The following is a 22,102-nucleotide window of genomic DNA, read 5'->3' as shown; positions in this document are numbered from 1 at the left end:
AGCTAAAGTCTAGTATGTTAAATTTAACTAAGGTGACGATGAGCTATGCAGCTAAGAGGGAAGCAGGTTAGAATCCTGCGCGGTACCGCCGCTGTAAACGGGTAGTTTCTCCTATATGCCACTGAAATGTTTTCGGGAAGGCAGGAAGAAACGGTGATACGTGAGCCAGAAGACCTGCATAGAATGTTAGGAGCGAGCTGACGGGTAATCGGCAGAGTGATGAAAATATTTGTATTTTCCTTATACTATTAAACATATTACATACAGAAAAAAACGGACTGTAGCATTTTGCTACAGTTTTTTTGTTTTATTAATTCTCTTGTTTTATTGTAAATAATAAGGAATCTTAAATATAAGCCACAGATAATAAGGGGCGTATTACAGAGAAAACGGACTGTAGCAGAAATGCTGCAGTTTTTTTGTATAATGGAAAATATCGTTAGATTTTCTATTATACAAAAAAGGAATTGCAGAGTGGCGAAGCCACATTTTGTTACCTTTTTATGGGATGAAAACAGGTAAATAACTACTTGGTAACGCTTACGCGATGATTTATAGATATAAATAATGTTTAAATGAAGGAGAAAATAAAAAGGCAATGAATAAAAGAAGTAAATTACTAAAAAAGGGAATGTCATTTTTATTAATACTGATCATGGCGTTTACCATGATACCCATGACTGCTTTTGCAGATAGTACAGATAAAATAACGGTTTATGTAACAATAAGTTTGGAAGGCCAATTCCAATTATCAAAAGATGGAATAACTGGTATGGTGGAGGTACCAATTACTCTTGATAAGGGAAGCACAGCATTTGATGCACTTGTAGAAGCTCATAAATTACACCATGAGGATGGTGCGTCTGGACTTAACGCTAATGAAAATAAATCTATTTCAAAATTCTGGGGTAAAACCAGTACTTCTATTGGATATTTTGCCAATGGCAAAATGGTGATGAATATAGAAGAACCTCTGTCAGATGGTGATGACATTGAAGGAACTGTATATAAAGACTGGGCTTCAGATACCTATGCCCGCTTTGACAAGCAAAGTGCAACTGTTACTGCAGGGGGAGCTCTACCAATTGCGCTTTTAAGTAATGTTATTACGACTCCAGATTGGAAAGGAGGAATGATGGCAGGAGGTTCTGCGGATCAGCCTCTTGCAGGTGCAAAAATTTTAGTTAGTGACAGCACATCTTGCAATATTCCGTATGATGGTAGCAAGAATTGGGTTACTGATGAGAAAGGAAAAGCAGTCATTTCTTTTGAAAGTCCAGGTACCTATTATATTTCAGCGGATAAAGAAGGAAAGAATTTAATTCCACCAATTTGTAAAGTAACGGTTACCGCACCTGTAACGGATGAAGAAAAAACTCAAATCGTGAGTCAGGATATGTCTGCTCTGAGTTTTGAAGATATTAAAGGACAGAATACTTCTATAGATGAAGTCGAGAAAAATTTAGATCTGCCTATTAGTGGTAATAGCGGTAAAACTTCTATTTTGTGGACGTCAGAAGATGAATCCGTTATAAAAAATGATGGGACAGTTATTCGTCCAGTTGGTGCAAATAAAACCGTTAAAATGACAGCTAAAATATCTTATGGAAGTATATCTGATACAAAATCATTTGATATTACAGTTAAAGGGTATGGAACAGAAGAAGCTGAAAGTTTACTAAATGAGGCAGTAACAAAATTACCAAGTAAAATCACACCTAATGAATGGGATGGCGACTACAAAAAAGATAAAAATATTATATCTTTAGTCCGTGAGGAGTTGGCTAAAATAAATACTTCTATAAAAGTCTCCGATATATGCACACCGGGAGATCAGACACAGATTACGGAAAACGGAGATATTACATATGGTTCAAAAAGAGTAAAGAAAGACGTTGTTTTTAGCTTAGAATTAGGTGGGGTTACAAAAGAATATAAGGCAAATGTTACTGTTAATGCTAAATCTGCCACAAAGGTAGAAGCACTAAGTGGAGATTGGATTACTTTTGACTTAATAAAAAATCTCAATACAACAAATAGTGGAATTGTTTCAGATTTAAATTTGCCTAAAGAGGATAGCAAAGGATATTATACAGAAATAGAATGGACGTCCAGTGACAGCAATATTATTTCTATTGGTGATTACACGGTGAACGGTAAGTTTACGGCGAAGGTGACAAGGCCAAAGCTTGGGCAGCAGGATGCAAAGGTGACTCTTACTGCAAAAATAAATCCTGGGGCATACTGGAGTTATGGTATGGCTCCGGGAGGACCGATGCCTAACCCTGCTTATGGAGAAAAAACGTTTAATCTGATTGTTCCAGCTGTGAATGAGGAAGAGCAGAAAGCAGCGCAGAATTTAATAGATGATGGCATTAAACTGTTTAACCTAGACAATATAGTGGACATGAAAACTAAAGAAAAAGTTGAGCTACTAGCACTTACAGATAATTTTAATAATGTACCGTATAATTGGAACTATGTTAATAAGTTAGAAGGATTTAAAGATGCATATCGTGTAATAGATGTTAAATGGTCTTCAGAAAATCCTGGAATCAAAAAGATATCAACATATGGTGAGGTGACAAGAACTTTAAAGGAACAAACGGGTGATATAGTCCTGACACTTTACTATAATGGAGCTACAGCAGAAAAACGTTTCCTTGCAAAGGTAACAGCTGGTGTTGACAAAAATAAAGAAATAAAAGACAAGATTGCATCTGTTTATGCAGATAAAAATTCTGAATGGTGGGGATCCTCTGCAACATGGTGGCAAGCAGTGGGAATAAGTGCCTATAAAAATACTTCTTTAGATATAACAAAAGAGATATCCCCAGATGCTAAACAGGCATTTATCAACAAGACTATTTACGATATTACAACTCTTGATGAAAAAGCATCTGTCAATGCAAATAAGTTTGCAAATGCAATCAATGGGTTGAGTGCTTTTGGATACGATCCTACAGCATTATGGACGGTAAACAAAACTAAAATAGATGCAGTCAGTCAATTAAAAAATATTAAGCTGGAAGATGCAAAGCAGGGGTGGTATTCAACAATAGCTCCTTATGTTCTTTTATCATTAAATCAAGGTAGCTATAACTCTGACGACTTAAAGACCAAATATATAGAATATTTGATTGATCAACTAAAAACTCCGGACTGGACTTGGGGAGTAGATACCCCAGCAATGGTATTGCAAGGATTAGCTCCATACTACAACCGAGAGGATGTAAAACCTGAAATAGATAAGATACTTCTTACTTTATCAGAAAAACAAGGAGGCAATGGTAGTTATGGAAGTGCCAATAGTGACGCTTCTGTTATAATCGCACTGGCACAGCTTGGTATTAATCCTGATACAGATAGCAGATTTATAAAGAATGGTAAGAGTCTGATGGATGGTTTATTAACGTATAAGTTATCTACAAATGATGGTTTCCGCTTTGGTGAATCAGATCAAAGTAATGAACTAGCAACACAACAGGGGTTTTTAGCATTGATTGCAGCATCAAAGGTAATGGAAAGCGGGCAACCATACAATATATACGATTTCTCAAAGGTAACGAAAACGGAAGCCTACGCTAATGGTACAGGGGGCAAAGAAGTAAGCCCAACAGAACCAGTGTCAGAAAAAGAAATAAAAGTAACATTGACATTGAAGGCTGATTCAGGGACTTGGATTCCCCAAACAACGGTTAATCTTAAATCAGATGCAACAGTATATCATGCATTTACAAAGGTTTTAGATGAAAAAGGATTTACCTATATTGGAGCAAAACGCGGCTATGTATCATCTATTACAAATCCATCAGGAACGACTTTAGCAGAATTTACAAATGGTCGGAATTCAGGATGGCTTTACACGGTTAATGGATCAGCTCCCACTATAGGACTTAAAGAATGTAAATTAAATGATGGAGATAAACTTGTCTGGTATTATACTAACGATTGGACAAAAGATCCTGAAGCAGTAAAAGCTGCTGGAGGTAAGTCAGCTATAGCTGAATTTGTGGAAAAAGAAAAGGCCACAGGAAAAACTGAAGTACAAGCAGCCACCGATAAAGATGGAAAAGCATCAGCAGAAGTAAAGGCAAAGGATATTAGTGATGTCATAGAGGCTGTTGTAAAAGCCTCAGAAAAATCAGGTGCTACAGCTAAAAAAGAAGTGAAGATAGTGGTAAAGGCAGATGATAAGGCAAAAGAGGTAGAAACAAAACTGCCTAAAGACTCTATGGTGGAACTAAATAAGAAGGTTGATATTCTAACTGTGCAGACACCTCTTGCGGATATTGTTTTTGATAAACAGAATTTGGAGCTTATGTCTAAGAACATCAATGGGGATGTAAAGCTGTCCGTAAGAAAAGTAGATATTGCTAAAGAAGGAAATATTTCAGAAGAAAGTAAGAGTAAGATTAAAGAGAAAGTAGGCGACAGACCAATTTTTGACTTTAATTTAACTGTGGGAGATAAGAAAATCTCTAATTTTGCAGATAATGTACAAGTTTCAATACCGTATACAGCATCAGAGAGTGAAAACGTAAATGGCATTGTTGTTTATTATATAAACGACAACGGAAATCTAGAAACAATTAAAGACTGCCAATATGATTCCAAGACAAAAACGCTGACTTTTTCAACCAATCATTTTTCTAATTATGCTGTAGGTTATAAAAACATTTCTTTTGATGATATATCAAAGCATTGGGCAAAGGATCAGATTGTATACTTAGCAGCAAGAGATGTGGTGAAAGGCGTAAATAATACAGGATTTGCACCAAATGATAAGGTTACGAGAGCTGAATTTGTGCAAATACTTGCCAACCTATCAGGGGCTGATTTAAGTAAATATGGAGATTCTAAATTTAAAGATGTTAAAAAAGATGTTTGGTTTGCAAACTCAGCAGCTTGGGCGGCTGAGTTGGGGTTAGTAACTGGAAATTCAAACAATGATGGTACGGTATCATTTAATCCCAATGAAAGTATTACAAGACAGGATATGGCTGTAATTCTTTCAAGATATATGACTAAGATTGAACAAAAGAAACTCAGCGAAGTAAACAAAGAAGTGAAATTTGCTGACAAAAACAAAATAGGGGGATATGCCGAATCAGCAGTAACAGAATTGCAGAAAGCAGGAGTCATTAATGGGAAAACTATAGACAGTTTTGCTCCAAAAGAAAATGCAACAAGAGCAGAGTGTTCAAAAATGATTTCTGTCTTAATGCAGAATTATTTATAATGGTACAATTAGGTTTCAAATCGAGTTAGGCAATTCTGCACATTGTCGAAATTTGTAGAAATAAGTCATTAAAACGCCTTTGAAATCTAGAAAAAAGTATTATATTATAGATATAGGAAATAATTTAATAGTTATTCATGTCTGTTAACGGAAGTTGGCAGTTAAAAGGGAAGCCGGTTAAAGTCCGGCACGGACCCGCCGCTGTAAGTGAGGAGTTCTTTTCAAAATTTGTGAAAACAAATGACCACTGAATATGTTTTATTTGGGAAGGTTGAGAAGAATATAGATACACAAGTCAGAAGACCTGCATGGATAAGAAAACGTGTCAAGGGCAAAATGGCAAGCGTTTAATGCAGTGTGGCAAACACTGCGAAATAAAAACAGTAGAAACGGACTGTGGTAGAGATACCACAGTCTTTTTATTTTGATTTTAAACTTCAAAGAGGTTTGAAATAAATACTTATTATTTTTTCTGAGGACAATAAGGTAATCAGAAAGGCGTGATTCAAAGGAGGACAAAATGAAAAAACTATTAAACAAAAGAATCTTTGCCGTAGCGTTGGCATTGGTAATGGTTTTTGCTATGGCAAGTGTGTCATTTGCTAGCAACAACGATTTGAATTTAACAACAGATTCAAGCTTGTATACCGTGAAGGTAGCCCCAGGATCAACAGTTACACTATATGCTTGTCCTGCAAATAATTCATACTCACCAACAAGTTTTGATGATGAGAATACGGCTAAAGCTGTAAATTGGGAATCAAGTAATACTAGTATTGCGACAGTTAATTCAGTAGGTGCTGAGTCACATACTATATCTGGTGTAAGCAATGTGCTGTGCAGTAATGCTGTAATCAGTGTTCCTTCTACGGCAACAATTGGGTCATGCAGTGTAGAAGCTAGCAGAACAAATATGATTGGAAATAAGGCTTCTGTAAACTTTACAGTTATTGTAGATTCTACAGCAACTGCCAATGCATCAGATGTTACTGTTATGATTCAGGATATGAATTATCCAGGTGGAATGGTTGATGTAAATCATTCATCACAGAACTTTGCTACTCCGCTTGACGCATTAGCTGCTGTAAAGGCAACTGGAGAAATTAATTATTCACTATGGGGAAGCAATTATGTTGCATCCATTACAGTGGGAACAGAAACAACAACAGCAACAGGTAATTATGGCTGGAACTATAGGGTTTATAGATTCGATGGTGCACAGGACTATTTGAGACTAGATGAATCTGCATTTATGAGCAGTGACGCAGTTAAATTGCAGGACGGAGATATAGTAGTTTGGAAATATACCACTTATGATGATGCACAAAACTATTTTACTAAGAATTTAAATGATTTAGTTTAAATCTCATATTTCTAAAAATTGTTTGCATGAAGAAGACATTGTTACTTTTAAAGTAACAATGTCTTAATGTTTTTGAAGAAAAGGAAAAAGTGATATGTGTGATGTCAATGTTCGAAGCAAGTTCCTAAAAAAAATAATAGCAGTTTTATTATCATGCCTTATTGTATTTAGTTTAGTACCAGCACCGGAGTCGTTTGCCGGTGACAATGGTATAAATATTACGATTAAAACCGCTGGAATTGAGGTTGAAGTAACAGATAGTAAAGGAAATGCTGTTTCATTTGATAGTACGAATACAGATGAAGCAGGTTATCTATCTAATTCTTATAGCCTTTCAGCAGGAGAATATACATACTCAACCCAGCAGGGTGGAGGAACCTTTGAAGTTGGAAGTGATAATCAGGAAATTATACTGAGGCAAGTACTTCTTCCTATTGAAACAGAACAACAATTTGATGTAACAATTAGTGATGAAAAAGGTAACGCGTATAGTAGAGGGAAAATTTATGCGGATGGATCAAAACCAACAGTTAAAAGAGTGCCATTTTTGTTACCCGCATATGGAAGCCAAGTTAAATATAATTATAAATTTATTCCAGAGGATAAAGAAACATATTGGGGAAGTTCCGGAAATTTATATGTATATCCTGATAAAAGTCCAGAAATGTTTGGTGGATTAAATTTGTCAGATACACAGTTAGATGGATTTATTATAAGAGAAAAAGCAAAGATAAAAATTGAAGTGCCAACGGGAGCTGAATTGCATTTATATCATAGAACAAGACTGTACAGACCATTGGAAGAAGTAACAGTAAGTTTTGAAAATACAACAGATAGCTATGATATATATAGCTGTGATGCACCCTTAACTTATCTTCATTATGAGGTCAGCCAATCCGGAAAAATTACAAAAGGTGAGTATTTTAATGTTAAAGATTATCTCGAAAATCCTTTAAAAGTAACGGAATTGCAAGACGACAATAAGATACAGATTAAGACAGAATCACAAAAATATTATGCTGCCAATATCGCTCTTAATGGACCAAACAGCAAATATTTAACGATGAAAGTTGGAGATCACTTTGATATCTTTGCCTCCAGATCATGGCAGGCAGTCAATTCTATTACAGGTAATTATTATATAGATCCCAAGTTTCATTTTAAAGTGAAGCAGGGAGACTCCGTAGAGGTGTCTGATGATGGCATTATTCGTGGGATAAAAAAAGGAGTCAGCGTTATAGAAATTTCTTATGATGCAGTGGACTGGCAGGGGCTTGTTTATGATCCTATCTGGCAGGAAAACATGGGTATTTTTATTGTGAATGTTGATCCGGATCAATCTGAACATATTGAGTCAGGTATTATGTTAAACGAATTTGATACTATTTATTACTTGGAAAGTCAAAACGGGCAGGAAAAGGAAGACCATGCAACATATACATTTAAACCTAGTGCAGCTTCCCATATTTCTGTTCGTGTTCAAAGACCTCTCTCTGAAAATTGGGATAGTGGATGGACTGAATACAAACCAGATGAAAACGGTTCATATATGGTTGATTTGTACAAGGGGAGAAATATAGTAGAAATTTCAGCGGGAAATTCTGTTGAGTATTACGTTATTAAAGCAAGTGGGATAGGTGTAAACATCCAAAATGCAGATAATCCACTAAAGCCTGTGGTAGTCGGGAGCCCTATATCCATTAAGTTCACTGGTTTGGAATCTCCTTTCCCAAAATTAGGAGCGGTTTATAATCCGGGATATCCAAATGAAGATTGGGTTCAATATAATTGGGATGGAAATCAGGTGGAAAGTGAACATGTACAATATACACTGCGAACAGACAACGAGATTCGCCTGACAACCGATGAAGAAGGAAAAATAAATTTATCTAATGGTAAAATCCACACATCGGTGATTGGAGACAAGATTACAGGTCATCAAAGTCTGACTAATAGAGCAAGCAAAGTATCGGTCTATATGGGGCAAGACTCAGATGAAAGCTTTAACGGATATTTATGTACATTGCCGGATATTTCTTTCGATGTGCTGGATAATGATCAACTGGAAGAACAGAAAAAACAGGAATATGCTGAACTGGAGATTACAGATAAGGGCAAGAAGCAATTTGCACATCAAATAGGACATAATATCATAATTAATCAGGCAATGGCAGCAACCACAACAATGATGGATTTGTCTTTTATATGCAATGCAAAAAATGCTTCTGGTGTTGACATAAAGGCTACATATTGGACTGAAAAAAATCCGACAAAATCTTCAATAGAGATAAACAATGGTGAAATAATAAATATAAAGAAATTATTTACGCTAGATGATATTGGATATGCAGAGATAGTATCTACACCTAAGAATCCAAATGATGGCTATACACAGACATATGAAATCCGTGGAATGTGTATTTCTAACATTATGAAAAGTATTCTAAATGATTACTATGGAAGGAAGGCTTACTTAGCTGATTTACAGATAGCTCCGGTAGATAATGCATTGGATTATAAAAACACAGATGGAAAATTATTTCCTGGCTCAGATAAAGATGACATTGGGCTTGGGTATAACTTTTTATGTACAAAGAGAGAGTATGTTTGTACTGTACCATATTCTACTGAAAAAATAAAATTAAATGTAATACAGGATAAAGAACTTATGTCAATTAAGGATTGGGGTAAAAAGCCGTATAAACACTTAAACAGTAATAGTCAAGTTGACATATTGATGGATGAGAAGTCAATAGATTCAAGCGGACCTATTCAATTAACAGGGCCAGAGACTTTAATTACTGTAAAAAGTACCAGAACTAGAACTGCTGGTACAAGTGAGGTAAAAAATGGAGAGATAACTTGGAAAAATGAAGAAACGGATACGCAGGTATATACTGTTAAAGTTCTGAGAGCAGAGCCGCCTAAATTTTTGAATATTTCAATTCCTGATAATATGCAGATAAAAGTAAAAGATGGAGATAAATTTCTCAAGCCAAACAGCAAAGGGCTTTATGAAATAGAAAAGGGGAAAACATACAATATTATCGCCATGATGGATGGATATTTGTCCAAAACAATTCCTTTTGAGGCACAATCAGATGATAATCAAACTTTGGAAATTAAAAGTTCAGAATTAGAAAAAGCACCGGAACAGACTGGCACGATTATGGTTCAATCTATGGGATATAACAGCATATTGAGAGCGGATACAACAATATCTATTGATAAACCTGAAGATCTTGCCTTAAAAAAATATGTTGAGTATAATTATGGCGGATACACAGCATTACATGCTATTATAGATGCTTTTAATACAGGTATTAGTAAAGTGAAGTTCTCATGTTATAAAGGAATTCTGAAGCCAGAAATTACAATAAATGATGAAGGACAGGGGAGCAATGCTGGATGGGTATGTGAAGTAAATGGAAAAACCTGTGACCCTGCAACTACTTTGGTAAATGCTGGAGACAAAGTAGAATTTTATTATAACCCAGATTATGAAGGTATGATGCATGCATGGTTTAAAGATAAGACCATCATGGTTAAGCAGGGGGAAAGTACACAGGTAACCATTTTAAGTACACAGGCAAAAAATGACGGAACGAAGCATTTAGGAGTTCAGGATGCTACAATCCAAGTCAATGGAAAAACCATTGACGGAGCAGTAACTGACAAAGATGGTAGTATCACCATTCCATCCAATTCTATTGCAGATCCAGGCGAATACACCATTACAGCACAGAAAACAGTTAATGGAAAAAATATTCTAACGTATTGTGTGGCCTTGATAACTGTTAAGAAGGTAGATACCGTTCCAGAAGAAGGAAAAGTAGCTGTTAAATTCAGATTAATTGGTGATGCTAAACATGATGGAATAGATGAACATGGAAAATATGTGACATGGATAGCAACAAAGAAAATGACTTTTACAGGAAAATCTGTATCAGTATACGATGTCTTCACGAAAGCATTGGATGAAGCAGGTCTAGAATACCAAGGCGCAGAAAAAAATTATGTAAGAAAAATTCAAGCGCCGAAGGCTTATGGAGGGTATTGGCTGGGAGAGTTTAACAACGGTAAAAACTCAGGCTGGATGTATACTGTAAATGGCAGTCATCCAGAATTAGGCTTAAAGGATTGCTATGTGGCCAATGGAGATGTAATTGTTTGGCATTATGTAGATGATTATAAGCTAGAAACGTCTTTCGAGGGCAGTAAACCTACTTATCCAAATCGTTGGCTTGAAGCAGAAGATAAAAATCCACCTACAGATGGAACAATTATTGACATGAGTAAAGGAAATAAAGAAAAAACTGAAGAGATAAAAGAACACTCTGCTGTGGTGACCGTAAATATTACTGCCAAATCAGATTCTGAAGGCAAGGCGGCAGCTTCTGTTTCTTCAAAGGAAATGACAGAAGCCTTGAAGAAGGCATTGGAGGCAGTGAAAAATTCAAGCAAAGAGTTAATACCAGAAGTATCCATTGCGGTGAAAGCAGATGACAAAGCGAATGCAGTGGTTACCACATTACCGACATCCTCTGCAAAAGATATAGTAAAGGAAAAAGGGATATTGAGCCTTACTACGCCTACAGGGGATATCCGGTTTAATCAGGAAGCTCTTTCTGCTTTGGCTGCAGAGGCAAGTGGCAGCGATATCAAGCTGACCATTGAGAAAGTAGATGCTTCTTCAAATCCTGTCACTACAACTATAACTGAACTTGCAGGACGTCCTGTATTTAATCTTTCTGCCGTTTCAAACGGTAAAGAAATTACTGATTTTAAGAGCGGCAAGGTGACTTTCTATCTGCCATACACTTTAGGGGCAAATGAAAAGAAAGAAAATCTGAGAATGGTTCATATTAGTGATAAAGGGGTTCAGGAAGCCGTGGAAGGTGCTTCTTATGATGAAGCAAAGAAAGCAATGAAGGGAGAAACCAATCACTTTTCATATTATGCTGTAACCTATAGTAATATCGAATTTACAGATGTGACCAGTGGTAAATGGTTCTACGACAGTGTTATGTATCTTGCTAATAAAGGTATTGTAAAAGGCAAAACAAACACTACATTTAGTCCAGATGGAAGTGTAACTAGAGCTGAATTTGCACAGATACTCTACAATAAGAGTGGGGCTCCGCAAGTAACGAATAGCGCCATATTCACGGATGTGTCAGATAATGCTTGGTATGCAAAAGCAGTAAACTGGGCAGCAGAAAAAAATATATCTAAGGGATTTAATGGTAAATTTAATCCAAATGCCAACATATCCAGAGAAGATATGGCTGTAATGCTTAAAAACTATCTTGAAAATGTTGAAAAGAAAGAAATTGCGAAGACAGCAGTTAAGCAGGAATTTTCGGACAAGGCCAAAATCAGCCCTTATGCTGAGGGCGCCATAGAAATCATGCAGACAGGCGGCATTATAAATGGTTACAAAGCAGTAAACGGACAATATAGCTTTAAACCAGCAGGAAATGCCACAAGGGCAGAGGCAACATCCATGATGGCCTCACTATTTCAAAAGTTAGAAAAGTAAAGGGCAGAAAGGCAGCAAAAAGAAATATTTAATTACAAACTGAATGGAGACCCGGCTGGTAAAGTACAGATGTACTTCGATACAGCCGGGTTTTTGCTGCATTTAGAGTAGTATATAAAAAAAAGGACAATATATAATCAGCAAATTATAAAATATATGTCATCAAATTACTTTATAAGCCATATTATATATAGTTGTGGTTATGAACTCGAGTAATAATTGCAATGATTTAGCTTAAAATTTATAAAAAATGTTACAAAATTGTTACGTTTTTTATGGAGAAGAAAAATAATTTATTTAATAATAAGTAATGAAATGAAAATATGGAGGGTATACCAATGGGAATATTAAAAAAATATTATGAAACTATTTGTAAGAAAAGACAGGAACAATTAATGGATCTGTATATTGAAAATTATGCAACTAAATATAGATCTCAGGATATTCTGGATGAAGAAAAAGAAGCAAATAAAAATGGCTTGAAATAATAGTTTAGATATGATACACTATAGAAAAGAAAAATTATATTACTTTCATGTTTCGACTCTATATTTATATAAAGATAGAGCTCGACTAAGAGGGAATCTGGTGTAAATCCAGAGCGGACCCGCCACTGTAAGTGAAGAGTTCCTTTTAAAAATTACCTTTATAGGAAAAACAACCACTGAATTAAATGATTTGGGAAGGTTAAAAAGGGACGTTGAGGCACAAGTCAGGAGACCTGCATGAGAAGCATACCAATCCACGGGAAGCATGGATAATTGGTTAGAATATTTGATTGAAACAGTAAAACGGACTGCGATTTTTTGTCGCAGTTTTTTTATTGCTTTATTATAAATTAAGGAGGTGGAAGCTGTGGCTGGTAAAATATATAAATTTGATTATGTAAGAGTTGACATACCACGGGCAACTTCCCAGGGAAGTGCCAAAGGCGAAGGATTCAACTAACGTCTGAATTTTAGATATTTACAAAAATTAAAGTTTAAAATTCAGGAGGTTATGAAATGAAGTTATTAAAAAAATATTATGAGGATGTATGTAAAAAAAGACAGCAGGAGCTTAAAAAAACATGGCTCGAAGGAAAACCAGTTAGTTATCGTTGGCAGGACATTGTAAAAGAGGCACTAGAGGTAAATAAGAAGATGTAGCATGAGCTATATTTGATTTTAATTTGGGGGTTTGTGATGGATATTTTTGAAAATAAGATATTTAAAAAGGAGAGAGAACATTTATACTACGATAGTAAAGATTTGATAAAATTGGCTGAAGAATATGGCACTCCATTATATATTTTTTCAGAGAGGGAGCTCCGAAAAAATGTGAATGAGGTTATGGCTACATTTAGAACGTTCTATGACAGAACGAGTATACACTATGCGGCACAATGTGAATCAACTTTGGCAAACCTTCAAGTTATAAGAGATGCCGGATGTAATTTAGAAGTAAATTCGGGTGGAGAATTATTTAAAGGTTTGCAGGCAGGGTTTGAAGGAAACCAAATTATATTTAACGGAGCATGTAAAACAGCGGACGAAATTCAGCTGGCTATAAAGAGCGGGGTTAAATCTATAAATATAGATTCTATATACGAATTGACTAGAATCGTAAAAATTTCTGAAGCATTAGGTACTCCAGTAAATGTAGCATTAATGATTGTTCCAGAAATTTCATATTATAATTCCAATCATAATGAACTGTTAGGGCAAGATGCAGAGTTTGGTATAACCTTTGAACAGTTGAGAACTGCTATCAGAATGTCTCAAAGAAATAAAAAATATATAAAACTAAAGGGGTATCATTTTCATATAGAAAGCAGTAAGTTTAAGCCGGATTTACTTCGTCAGGCTTTTAGCGCAATGCTTGAAACTGCAGTAAAAATGCATCAATTGACAGGGTTTATACCACAGAGTTTAAATATAGGCGGGGGCGTATCAACTGATTATATGGGGCAGACTGCAGAGGCAGTATCAGACGAACTAAATTTTGATCAAGTGGAAAGCTGGGCAGGAAAAGAATATAGAGAATTCTTTAAGAATGTGGAATTAATTGTTGAGCCAGGCAGAAAGATCGCGGCTTCCGCAGGCATCCTATTAACCAGCATTGTAAATGAAAAATACAGAAAGAATTCTAATGAAAATTGGCTGGTTCTTGATGCAGGGTTAAATACGGGCCTGGAGATTGAAAAAAAGTCATCGCATTATGAACTATTATGTGCAAATAAGATTACAGAACATCATAGCATGCCATATAAAGTCAGTGGATTGTCTTATGAGGCATCAGATTACATAAGATTCCCTAACAGCATGACTGCAGGCGATTTGATAGCCATACTAAATGCAGGAGCATATGGTACGGTTAATATGTCTAATTATAACGGTAGACCAAGACCAGGAGTTATATTGATTAAAAAAAATGGCACCGTAAAGCAGATTAAAAGAGCGCAAAGTTATGAGGATTTATTAGAGGGAGAAGAGTTCTTTAATGAAAAATTAAACTTATGTGTAATATAAAATTTACAATTCCTAAAAAAATATATAATCGCAAAAAAAATCCAAGTATCTAAATTTTACTTGGATTTTTTTCTAATTTATAATAAAAAACAAGGAAAAATAAAAATACATAGAATTACCACCATATTTTCTATTGACACATGATTATGCGCATGATATTATATTGAAGATTTAGGCACGAAAAAAATTAATCAAGTGCGATTTTATAGAATTTATGGTAAATTGTCATAAATTTAATTCAAGGAAGGAATAATACATATGCTAATGACTTTTGAAAAATATATGGATGAAGAGTATGAGTTTACAAAAAGATTCGATAATCAGCCGGCATATCCTTCAGTTTTTGAATTAATTTGTTTATTACCATTGTCTAAGAAATCCGCCATAGTAGAAGCGCCTTTTTCTTTAGATGAATGTGTTATTTAATCTTCCATTATTGGAAGATTTTTTTTTTGCTGGAAAGGAGATTTATAATTATGTTAAAAGGTAGAAATTTATTAGAACCCATGGATTTTTCTTTAAGTGAGCTTGAAGAAATATTTGACTTAGCCGATAGAATCATTGAGGAACCTGCCAAATATGTACATGCTTGTGATGGCAAGCTGCTAGCAACGTTGTTTTATGAACCAAGCACAAGAACACGTTTCAGTTTTGAAGCAGCCATGCTTAGATTAGGAGGTCAGATAATTGGATTCTCAGAACCTAATTCCAGTTCAGTTGCCAAAGGTGAGAGTATTGCTGACACGATTAAAACGGTAGCCTGTTATGCAGACCTAGCAGTAATGAGACACCCAAAAGAAGGTGCACCAAAGGTAGCAGCACATAGCACAGATATGCCGGTTATAAATGCAGGTGATGGTGGACATCAGCACCCAACACAAACGCTGACTGACCTTCTTACAATCAGAAGAACTTTGGGAGATTTTGATAATATTACAGTAGGATGCTGCGGAGACCTTAAATTTGGTAGAACTGTGCACTCCCTAATCAAGGCCCTTTCAAGATATAAGAATGTTAAATTTGTTCTTATATCTCCAGAAGAGTTGAGAATTCCAGAATATGTAAGAAAAGAAATTCTTATAAAGAATGGTATTGAATTTGAAGAAGTTAGAAGTATGCAGGAAGCATTACCAAAGCTGGATGTACTTTATATGACAAGAGTGCAAAAAGAAAGATTTTTCAACGAGGAAGACTATATCAGATTGAAGGATACTTATATCTTAGATAAGCCAAAGATGAAGCTTGCAAAGGAAAAAATGATTGTTCTTCATCCGCTTCCAAGAGTAAATGAAATTGCTGTTGAAGTTGATGAAGATCCTAGAGCAATGTATTTTGTTCAGGCAAAGAATGGAATGTTTGTTAGAATGGCTCTTATCATGAGTCTGCTTGGAATTGAAGGTTAGGAGGGATACAAATGTTAGTAAATAGTATAGAAAAAGGAATCGTTATCGATCATATTACAGCAGGTCTTGGTGCAAAAATTTTAGAATACCTTGATATTGATTTAAATACAAACACCGTTGCATTTATTATGAATGCATGCAGTAAGAAGCATGGTAAGAAAGACATTGTTAAAATTCAAAATCTTATAGATGTAAATTTAGATGTACTTGGGTTAATTGAACCAAATGCTACAGTAAACGTAATAGAAAATGGCGAAATTGTAAGAAAGATTACTTTAAAAATGCCTGAAACAGTAACGAATGTTATAAAGTGTAAAAATCCAAGATGTGTAACTTCTGTGGAAGCTAATGCACCACATATTTTCCACTTAATTGATGCTGAAAACAGAGAATACAGATGTGAGTACTGCGATGAAATTGTATCCATGAAGGAGGCATACTAATTCATGAAAATATTTGTAAAGAATGGGCTTATAATTGATCCAGATTTAGGACTTGAAGCAGTAGGGAATCTTTACATTGCAGATGAAAAAGTAGCCTGTATACAGACAGCAGCCGGAAATTTTGGTGTACTGCCATCCTGGAGTAAAGAGGGTTCTATAGGTGAGGACGTTACAGTAATAGATGCTACAGACAAATGGGTTGTACCTGGTCTTATAGACCTTCATGTTCATTTTAGAGATCCGGGATTTGAATATAAAGAAGATATTTTTACAGGTTGTGCAGCAGCAGCAAAGGGTGGGTTTACCACTGTCTGCTGCATGCCAAACACAAAGCCTGTTATAGACAATGCAGAAATCGTAAAGTACATTGATGAAAAAACAAAAAGAGCGAATGGTGTAAATGTCCTTTCCATTGGAAGCATTACAAAGGACCAAAAAGGCGAAAGATTAGCAGACATTCGTGAAATGTCCCAAACAACAACTAGGTCCACAGGGATAATGGGTAAAGGAATCTGTGCCATAAGCGAAGATGGACGTTCAGTGATGAATGCAGGGCTGATGCTTCAGGGGATATTAGAAGGCAAAGCAAACGGATTAATGGTATTTTCCCATACTGAAGATGACAGCCTGGCCGGAACTTCAATTGGCGAAGAATTAATTGTTGCCAGAGATATTATGCTGGCAAAAGAGGCGGCATATCCTATTCATTTGTGCCATATAAGCACAAAAGGAAGTTTAGAAATTATTCGAAAAGCAAAGGATGATGGGATAAGGGTTACGGCTGAAACAGGACCGCATTACTTTGTATTAGATAAGAGTAATGTTGGCGACGAAGGAAATAAGAAAATGAATCCTCCGCTTAGAACAAAAGAGGATGTAGAGGAAGTTAAGAGAGCGTTACAGGATGGAACTTTGGATGCAATTGCCACGGATCATGCACCCCATAGCAGTGGGGAAAAAGACTGCGGATACCGTAAAGCGTTGAATGGTGTTGTTGGTCTTGAAACTTCTTTTGCAATGAGTTATACAGCTCTTGTAAGAGGTGGAATATTGACACCTTCAGAGCTTATTGATAAAATGAGCTGTAAGCCAGCGGAAATACTGGGTGCTGACCGTGGAAGCATTGCAGTAAACAAGGCAGCAGATATTGCAATAATAGATGTTGACAAGGAATATGAAATTAAAGCAGAAGATTTTGTCTCAAAAGGAAAAAATTCACCATTCTTAGGAATGAAGGTTTATGGCAAGATTTTGTACACATTGGTAGAAGGTAAGATTGTTTATGCGGCTGAGTAGCCGCATAACTTTTAGATAATATTATAATGTAATATTAAATTGAAAAGAGTTAAGTTCAAGAAGATGGAGGGTTGAAATGATTGATACGTTATTAAGAAAAATAGATGCTATGAAAAATCCTACAGTGGTGGGACTGGATCCAACGCTTGAAATGATGCCGGCCCATTTAAAAGCAGAAATGTTTGAAAAGTGTGGTAAAAACCCTGAGGCCGTTGGTAAAATGTTTCTAAAGTTTAATAAAGATATAATAGATAGTATTGAGGATATCGTACCTGCAGTAAAACCTCAGATTGCCATGTATGAAAAGTATGGATTAGAAGGAATGAAAGCATACCTTGAAACCATCGAATATGCTAACCAAAAAGGAATGATCGTAATCGGCGATATAAAAAGAGGAGACATTTCTTCAACGGCAGCAGCGTATGCTGCACACATTGAAGGAACAGAAATAGAGGGAGAATCGTTTGATTTATGGAAAGAGGATTGGGTTACCATTAATCCATATTTGGGTATTGATGGTATTCAGCCATTTATTGATGCATGCAATAAAAAAGACAGGGGAGTATTTGTGCTCGTTAAGACAAGTAATCCTTCCAGCAGCCAGCTTCAGGATATAGTTGTAAATAATAAGACCATTTATGAAACGGTGGCGGAACTGGTTAAAGAATGGGGGACACAGTCTATGGGGACTATGGGTTACAGCAGAATTGGTGCAGTAGTAGGAGCCACCCATAAAGAGCAAGGCGAGAAGTTAAGAGCAATGATGCCGCATACTTTCTTTTTAGTGCCAGGTTATGGAGCTCAAGGTGGTACGGGTGCAGATTTAAAAGGATTCTTTGACAAGGATGGAAGAGGTTGTATCGTGAATTCTTCAAGAGGGATAATAGCTGCCTACAAAAAGAATGATAAATATGGTGAAAAAGTTGGAGAGGCTGCAAGAGATGCGGCAATTTCAATGAAAGCAGACCTTCAGTATTAGGAGTTAGTTATGAAAAAAATAGTAACAGGGAAAGTTTTATGCAATAATCTGATTGCAAAAGATATATACAAAATGGAAATAAGCGCTGCGGATATGGGAGAAATAAAGCCTGGGCAGTTCGTAAACATATATTTGGATGATAAAAGCTTATTATTGCCAAGACCTATCAGCATTTGTGATGCTACGAATAACAGTATAACTATTGTTTACAGAGTAGTTGGAAAAGGAACCAAGGTACTTTCAACATATAAAGAAAGGCATAATGTGCGTGTAAGTACGCCTCTTGGAAATGGATATTTTATTGAGGGTATTGATTTTGGCGGCAGCATAGATGATTATAAGGGCAAAACGGTTACAGTAGTAGGAGGTGGTATTGGAGTACCTCCAATGCTTTTTTTAGCTAAGAAATTGAAGGAAAAAGGTGCAGAAGTAGTCGCAGCTGTTGGTTTTCAAGCAGAGCCCTTCCTGATTGAAGAACTAGAAAAACATTGTATTGAAGTTCATGTGGCTACGGATAATGGCGCAGTAGGTTTTCATGGTAATGCGGTTCAGATGATAAAAGCTGAGAATATGATTTCGGATGAATATTATTCTTGTGGGCCCAAAGTGATGCTAAAAGCGTTAAGTGATTTTTGTGTAGAAAAGGATATTCCCTGTCAGGTTTCTTTAGAAGAAAGAATGGGATGTGGATATGGTGCTTGTGTAGGTTGTACTTGCAAAGTGAAAGTAAAAACCGACCATGGTGTAGAAATTCAGCAGAAAGGTGTATGCAAGCACGGACCAGTATTTTTTGGAGAGGAGGTTGCATGGGATGAATAGTTTGGATTTACGGGTGAATTTTGCGGGTGTAACTCTTAAGAACCCTATAACAACGGCCTCTGGAACTTTTTCTGCAAGAGAAAGTGGAGAATTCTATGATATCAGCCAACTTGGCGCAGTCATAACTAAAGGTGTTGCCAGTGAACCTTGGGATGGCAATCCCACCCCTAGAATCGCAGAAGCTTATGGCGGTATGATGAATGCGGTGGGTCTTCAAAATCCGGGGGTCAAAGCTTTTATTGACAATGAGCTTTCCTATTTAAAAAACTTTGACACGCAGGTTATAGCCAATGTAGCAGGTAGGACCATCGAGGAATACTGTGCTGTAGTGGAAAAACTTAATGAAACGGATATTGCTATGATGGAAATTAATATATCCTGTCCTAATGTTAAAAAAGGCGGTATTGGATTTGGCACTAATCCTAAAATGGCAGGAGAAGTAACAAAGGCAGTTAAAGCAGTAACTAAGAAACCGATTATTATCAAGCTGACACCCAATGTTACAGATATTGCAGAAATAGCAAAGGCAGTTGAGGCTGAGGGAGCCGATGCGGTTTCTCTTATCAATACACTACTAGGTATGAAAATTGACGTTCAAAGAAAAAAGCCGGTACTTGCCAATGTAATGGGTGGGTTTTCTGGACCTGCAGTAAAGCCTGTAGCTGTGAGAATGGTTTATCAGGTTAGAAGAGCCGTAAATATACCAATTATAGGTCTAGGCGGAATTATGACTGGAGAGGATGTTGCTGAATTTATTATGGCAGGTGCAGATTTAGTTTCAGTAGGAACAGCAGCCCTGGTAAATCCAACGGCGCCTGTAGATATTTTACAGGAACTAAAAACATATATGCAGGAACAAGGTTTCAATACAATAAATGAAATTCGAGATGCTTTTAATGCATAAAATAGTAGTGGCTGTGGCAAAGTGATAAATCATTTTGCCACAGCCATATTTTTTATAACGCAGAATCATACTTAGTTTTAGTTATGCTTTCGTACGGAATACCAAGTGCTTCATAGCATTAGCATTAAAAGGTATAAGCGGGTAAAGATAAGATTTGTTCTCCAAAGTTTTAGTAGTTGCCAATGATATAAAATCAATTACAATTGTAATTAGTGCACCAGATATTGCACAAATGGAAATAGCATTTTGACCGAACATGTCCATAGCCATCGCTGTCTGACCGAAACGTGCGCCAATCTGAATACCTACAAGAATCAAAATACGCATAAATTTTATAGCATAACCTAGCTCAATACTAGGCTGAGTGAAGCCAGCAAGTGCTACCACCGCCATGCATAAAATTGTTTGAGGTATAAACCACCCTGAAGATACGGCAAACTGACCTAGTATCAGAGCACCTATTACGGACAAGGACATTCCAAGCGCATCAGGGGTATTTAAGGATGCAAGTTTTAATCCATCTATAGCAAATTCTAGAAGAATGAACTGCCAGAATAAGGATATAGCAAATTCTCCCCGAGGAATAAAGAACTTTAAAGCAGAATATACAGGTATATATTCTTGAGCGAATAAAAGATAAAGTGGGGTTATAATTATAATTCCAATGAAATTAATAGTCCTTAATAACCGAAAATAATTACCTGTAAGAGCGGGAAAGTAGTAATCATCTACATCTTGCAAAAAGTCAAAAATACCTGTAGGCAAAAGTATAATAGTTGGACTTGTATCAACAATTATGGCAATTTTTCCCTCAGAAATATGGGCCGCGGCAACATCTGGACGCTGGGTATATCTGACTTTTGGATATGGATTAAGCCAACCTAAAAAACTTTTTTGCTTGGGATCTTTTACGATATGTTCCGCAATGGTTTGATCTCCTACAGACAAAGCATCTATAGAAATGCTGCTTAGTCTATTTGAGATTTTTTGCACTAAATTTTCGTCGGCTTTTCCTTTTAGATATACAAGGCTTACATCAGTTTTAGTCGATTGGCCTACGGTATGTGCTTGAAAAATAAGTTTTGGGTCACGTATCCTTCGCCTGATTAAAGCAATATTAGTCATAAAAGCCTCTGTAAAACCATCTTTAGCACCACGAAGGCTTTTTTCCTTAGAAGGCTCGTCTACACTTCTATTTGGATATAATCTGGCATCAATAATTATAACTTCGTTAAGTCCTTCTATTGCAACAGCTATTAAACCAGAAAAAATATTTTTTAAAGCGTTTTCTAATTTGGATTCCGTTATTGCACTCAAAAAAGGTAAATTTATTTTTATAAATTCTTTAGAGTCAGAGATGTCTTTGGTCTTATTTGAATCAATTTTAAGCAAATAGGACATAACGACAGGCATTAATTGACCGCTTACAAGGCCATCAACATAAAACATTACCGCATTCTTGTCTCCAATCTGGATTTCTCTCGCGAGCATATCAAAGCTTTCCCCTATAGGTAAAGCGCTTTTAAGGGTTTCTGCCCAATAATTATTTACCTGCATAAAAAATAATCCCTCCTATTTATGAATAGTGTGCCTTTTTTTAC

General features: G+C 36.1%; 14 protein-coding genes and 3 riboswitches. Of the genes, 13 read left to right on the top strand and 1 reads right to left on the bottom strand.

Annotated features, from left to right (window positions below; genetic code table 11):
* The first annotated feature begins 28 nt into the window (after window positions 1–28).
* Window positions 29–196: riboswitch (cobalamin riboswitch) on the top strand.
* A gap of 402 nt (window positions 197–598) precedes the next feature.
* From RTW14_RS10875 to RTW14_RS10815, 13 genes are all read left to right on the top strand, one after another.
* A complete protein-coding gene (locus RTW14_RS10875) occupies window positions 599–5,242 on the top strand; it encodes an immunoglobulin-like domain-containing protein (RefSeq protein ID WP_312650962.1) in 4,644 nt (1,547 codons plus the stop codon).
* Window positions 5,243–5,362: 120 nt separating this feature from the next.
* Window positions 5,363–5,568, top strand: a riboswitch (cobalamin riboswitch).
* A gap of 194 nt (window positions 5,569–5,762) precedes the next feature.
* Window positions 5,763–6,605, top strand: a complete 843-nt coding sequence (locus RTW14_RS10870; protein WP_312650959.1) for a hypothetical protein — start codon at window positions 5,763–5,765, stop codon at window positions 6,603–6,605.
* Between the two features lie 94 nt (window positions 6,606–6,699).
* Window positions 6,700–12,147, top strand: a complete 5,448-nt coding sequence (locus RTW14_RS10865) for an S-layer homology domain-containing protein (protein ID WP_312650957.1) — start codon at window positions 6,700–6,702, stop codon at window positions 12,145–12,147.
* A 338-nt stretch (window positions 12,148–12,485) separates the two neighbouring features.
* Complete coding sequence (locus tag RTW14_RS10860) at window positions 12,486–12,635, top strand: hypothetical protein (protein WP_312650954.1); 150 nt, start codon at window positions 12,486–12,488, stop codon at window positions 12,633–12,635.
* 30 nt (window positions 12,636–12,665) lie between these two features.
* Window positions 12,666–12,890: riboswitch (cobalamin riboswitch) on the top strand.
* A 261-nt stretch (window positions 12,891–13,151) separates the two neighbouring features.
* On the top strand, window positions 13,152–13,295 hold the full coding sequence (locus RTW14_RS10855; protein WP_312650951.1) for a hypothetical protein: 144 nt from the start codon (window positions 13,152–13,154) through the stop codon (window positions 13,293–13,295).
* 36 nt (window positions 13,296–13,331) lie between these two features.
* A complete protein-coding gene (locus RTW14_RS10850; protein WP_312650948.1) occupies window positions 13,332–14,657 on the top strand; it encodes a diaminopimelate decarboxylase family protein in 1,326 nt (441 codons plus the stop codon).
* Window positions 14,658–14,915: 258 nt separating this feature from the next.
* Window positions 14,916–15,083: a hypothetical protein gene (locus RTW14_RS10845; RefSeq protein WP_312650946.1), complete on the top strand. Its 168-nt coding sequence runs from the start codon at window positions 14,916–14,918 to the stop codon at window positions 15,081–15,083.
* Window positions 15,084–15,133: 50 nt separating this feature from the next.
* A complete protein-coding gene (gene pyrB / locus RTW14_RS10840) occupies window positions 15,134–16,060 on the top strand; it encodes an aspartate carbamoyltransferase (protein ID WP_312650943.1) in 927 nt (308 codons plus the stop codon).
* An 11-nt stretch (window positions 16,061–16,071) separates the two neighbouring features.
* Window positions 16,072–16,503 carry an aspartate carbamoyltransferase regulatory subunit gene (locus RTW14_RS10835; protein WP_312650941.1) on the top strand — a complete coding sequence of 144 codons (432 nt, stop codon included), beginning with the start codon at window positions 16,072–16,074 and terminating at the stop codon, window positions 16,501–16,503.
* Between the two features lie 3 nt (window positions 16,504–16,506).
* Window positions 16,507–17,799: a dihydroorotase gene (locus tag RTW14_RS10830; RefSeq protein WP_312650939.1), complete on the top strand. Its 1,293-nt coding sequence runs from the start codon at window positions 16,507–16,509 to the stop codon at window positions 17,797–17,799.
* 76 nt (window positions 17,800–17,875) lie between these two features.
* Window positions 17,876–18,778, top strand: coding sequence for an orotidine-5'-phosphate decarboxylase (gene pyrF, locus RTW14_RS10825; protein ID WP_312650936.1), 903 nt, complete (start codon window positions 17,876–17,878; stop codon window positions 18,776–18,778).
* Window positions 18,779–18,787: 9 nt separating this feature from the next.
* The gene (locus RTW14_RS10820) at window positions 18,788–19,597 is read left to right on the top strand and encodes a dihydroorotate dehydrogenase electron transfer subunit (protein ID WP_312650932.1); all 810 of its coding nucleotides are present in this window, start codon (window positions 18,788–18,790) and stop codon (window positions 19,595–19,597) included.
* Complete coding sequence (locus tag RTW14_RS10815) at window positions 19,590–20,501, top strand: dihydroorotate dehydrogenase (RefSeq protein WP_312650929.1); 912 nt, start codon at window positions 19,590–19,592, stop codon at window positions 20,499–20,501. The genes RTW14_RS10820 and RTW14_RS10815 overlap by 8 nt, the downstream gene beginning before the upstream one ends.
* An 81-nt stretch (window positions 20,502–20,582) precedes the next feature.
* Here RTW14_RS10815 and RTW14_RS10810 read toward each other — a convergent pair whose 3' ends face one another.
* On the bottom strand, window positions 20,583–22,058 hold the full coding sequence (locus tag RTW14_RS10810; RefSeq protein ID WP_312650925.1) for a spore germination protein: 1,476 nt from the start codon (window positions 22,056–22,058) through the stop codon (window positions 20,583–20,585).
* Window positions 22,059–22,102: the final 44 nt, after the last annotated feature.

This window comes from Aminipila sp. (assembly GCF_032051575.1).
Taxonomy (GTDB): domain Bacteria; phylum Bacillota; class Clostridia; order Peptostreptococcales; family Anaerovoracaceae; genus Aminipila.
This window is presented reverse-complemented; position numbering and strand designations above follow the sequence as displayed.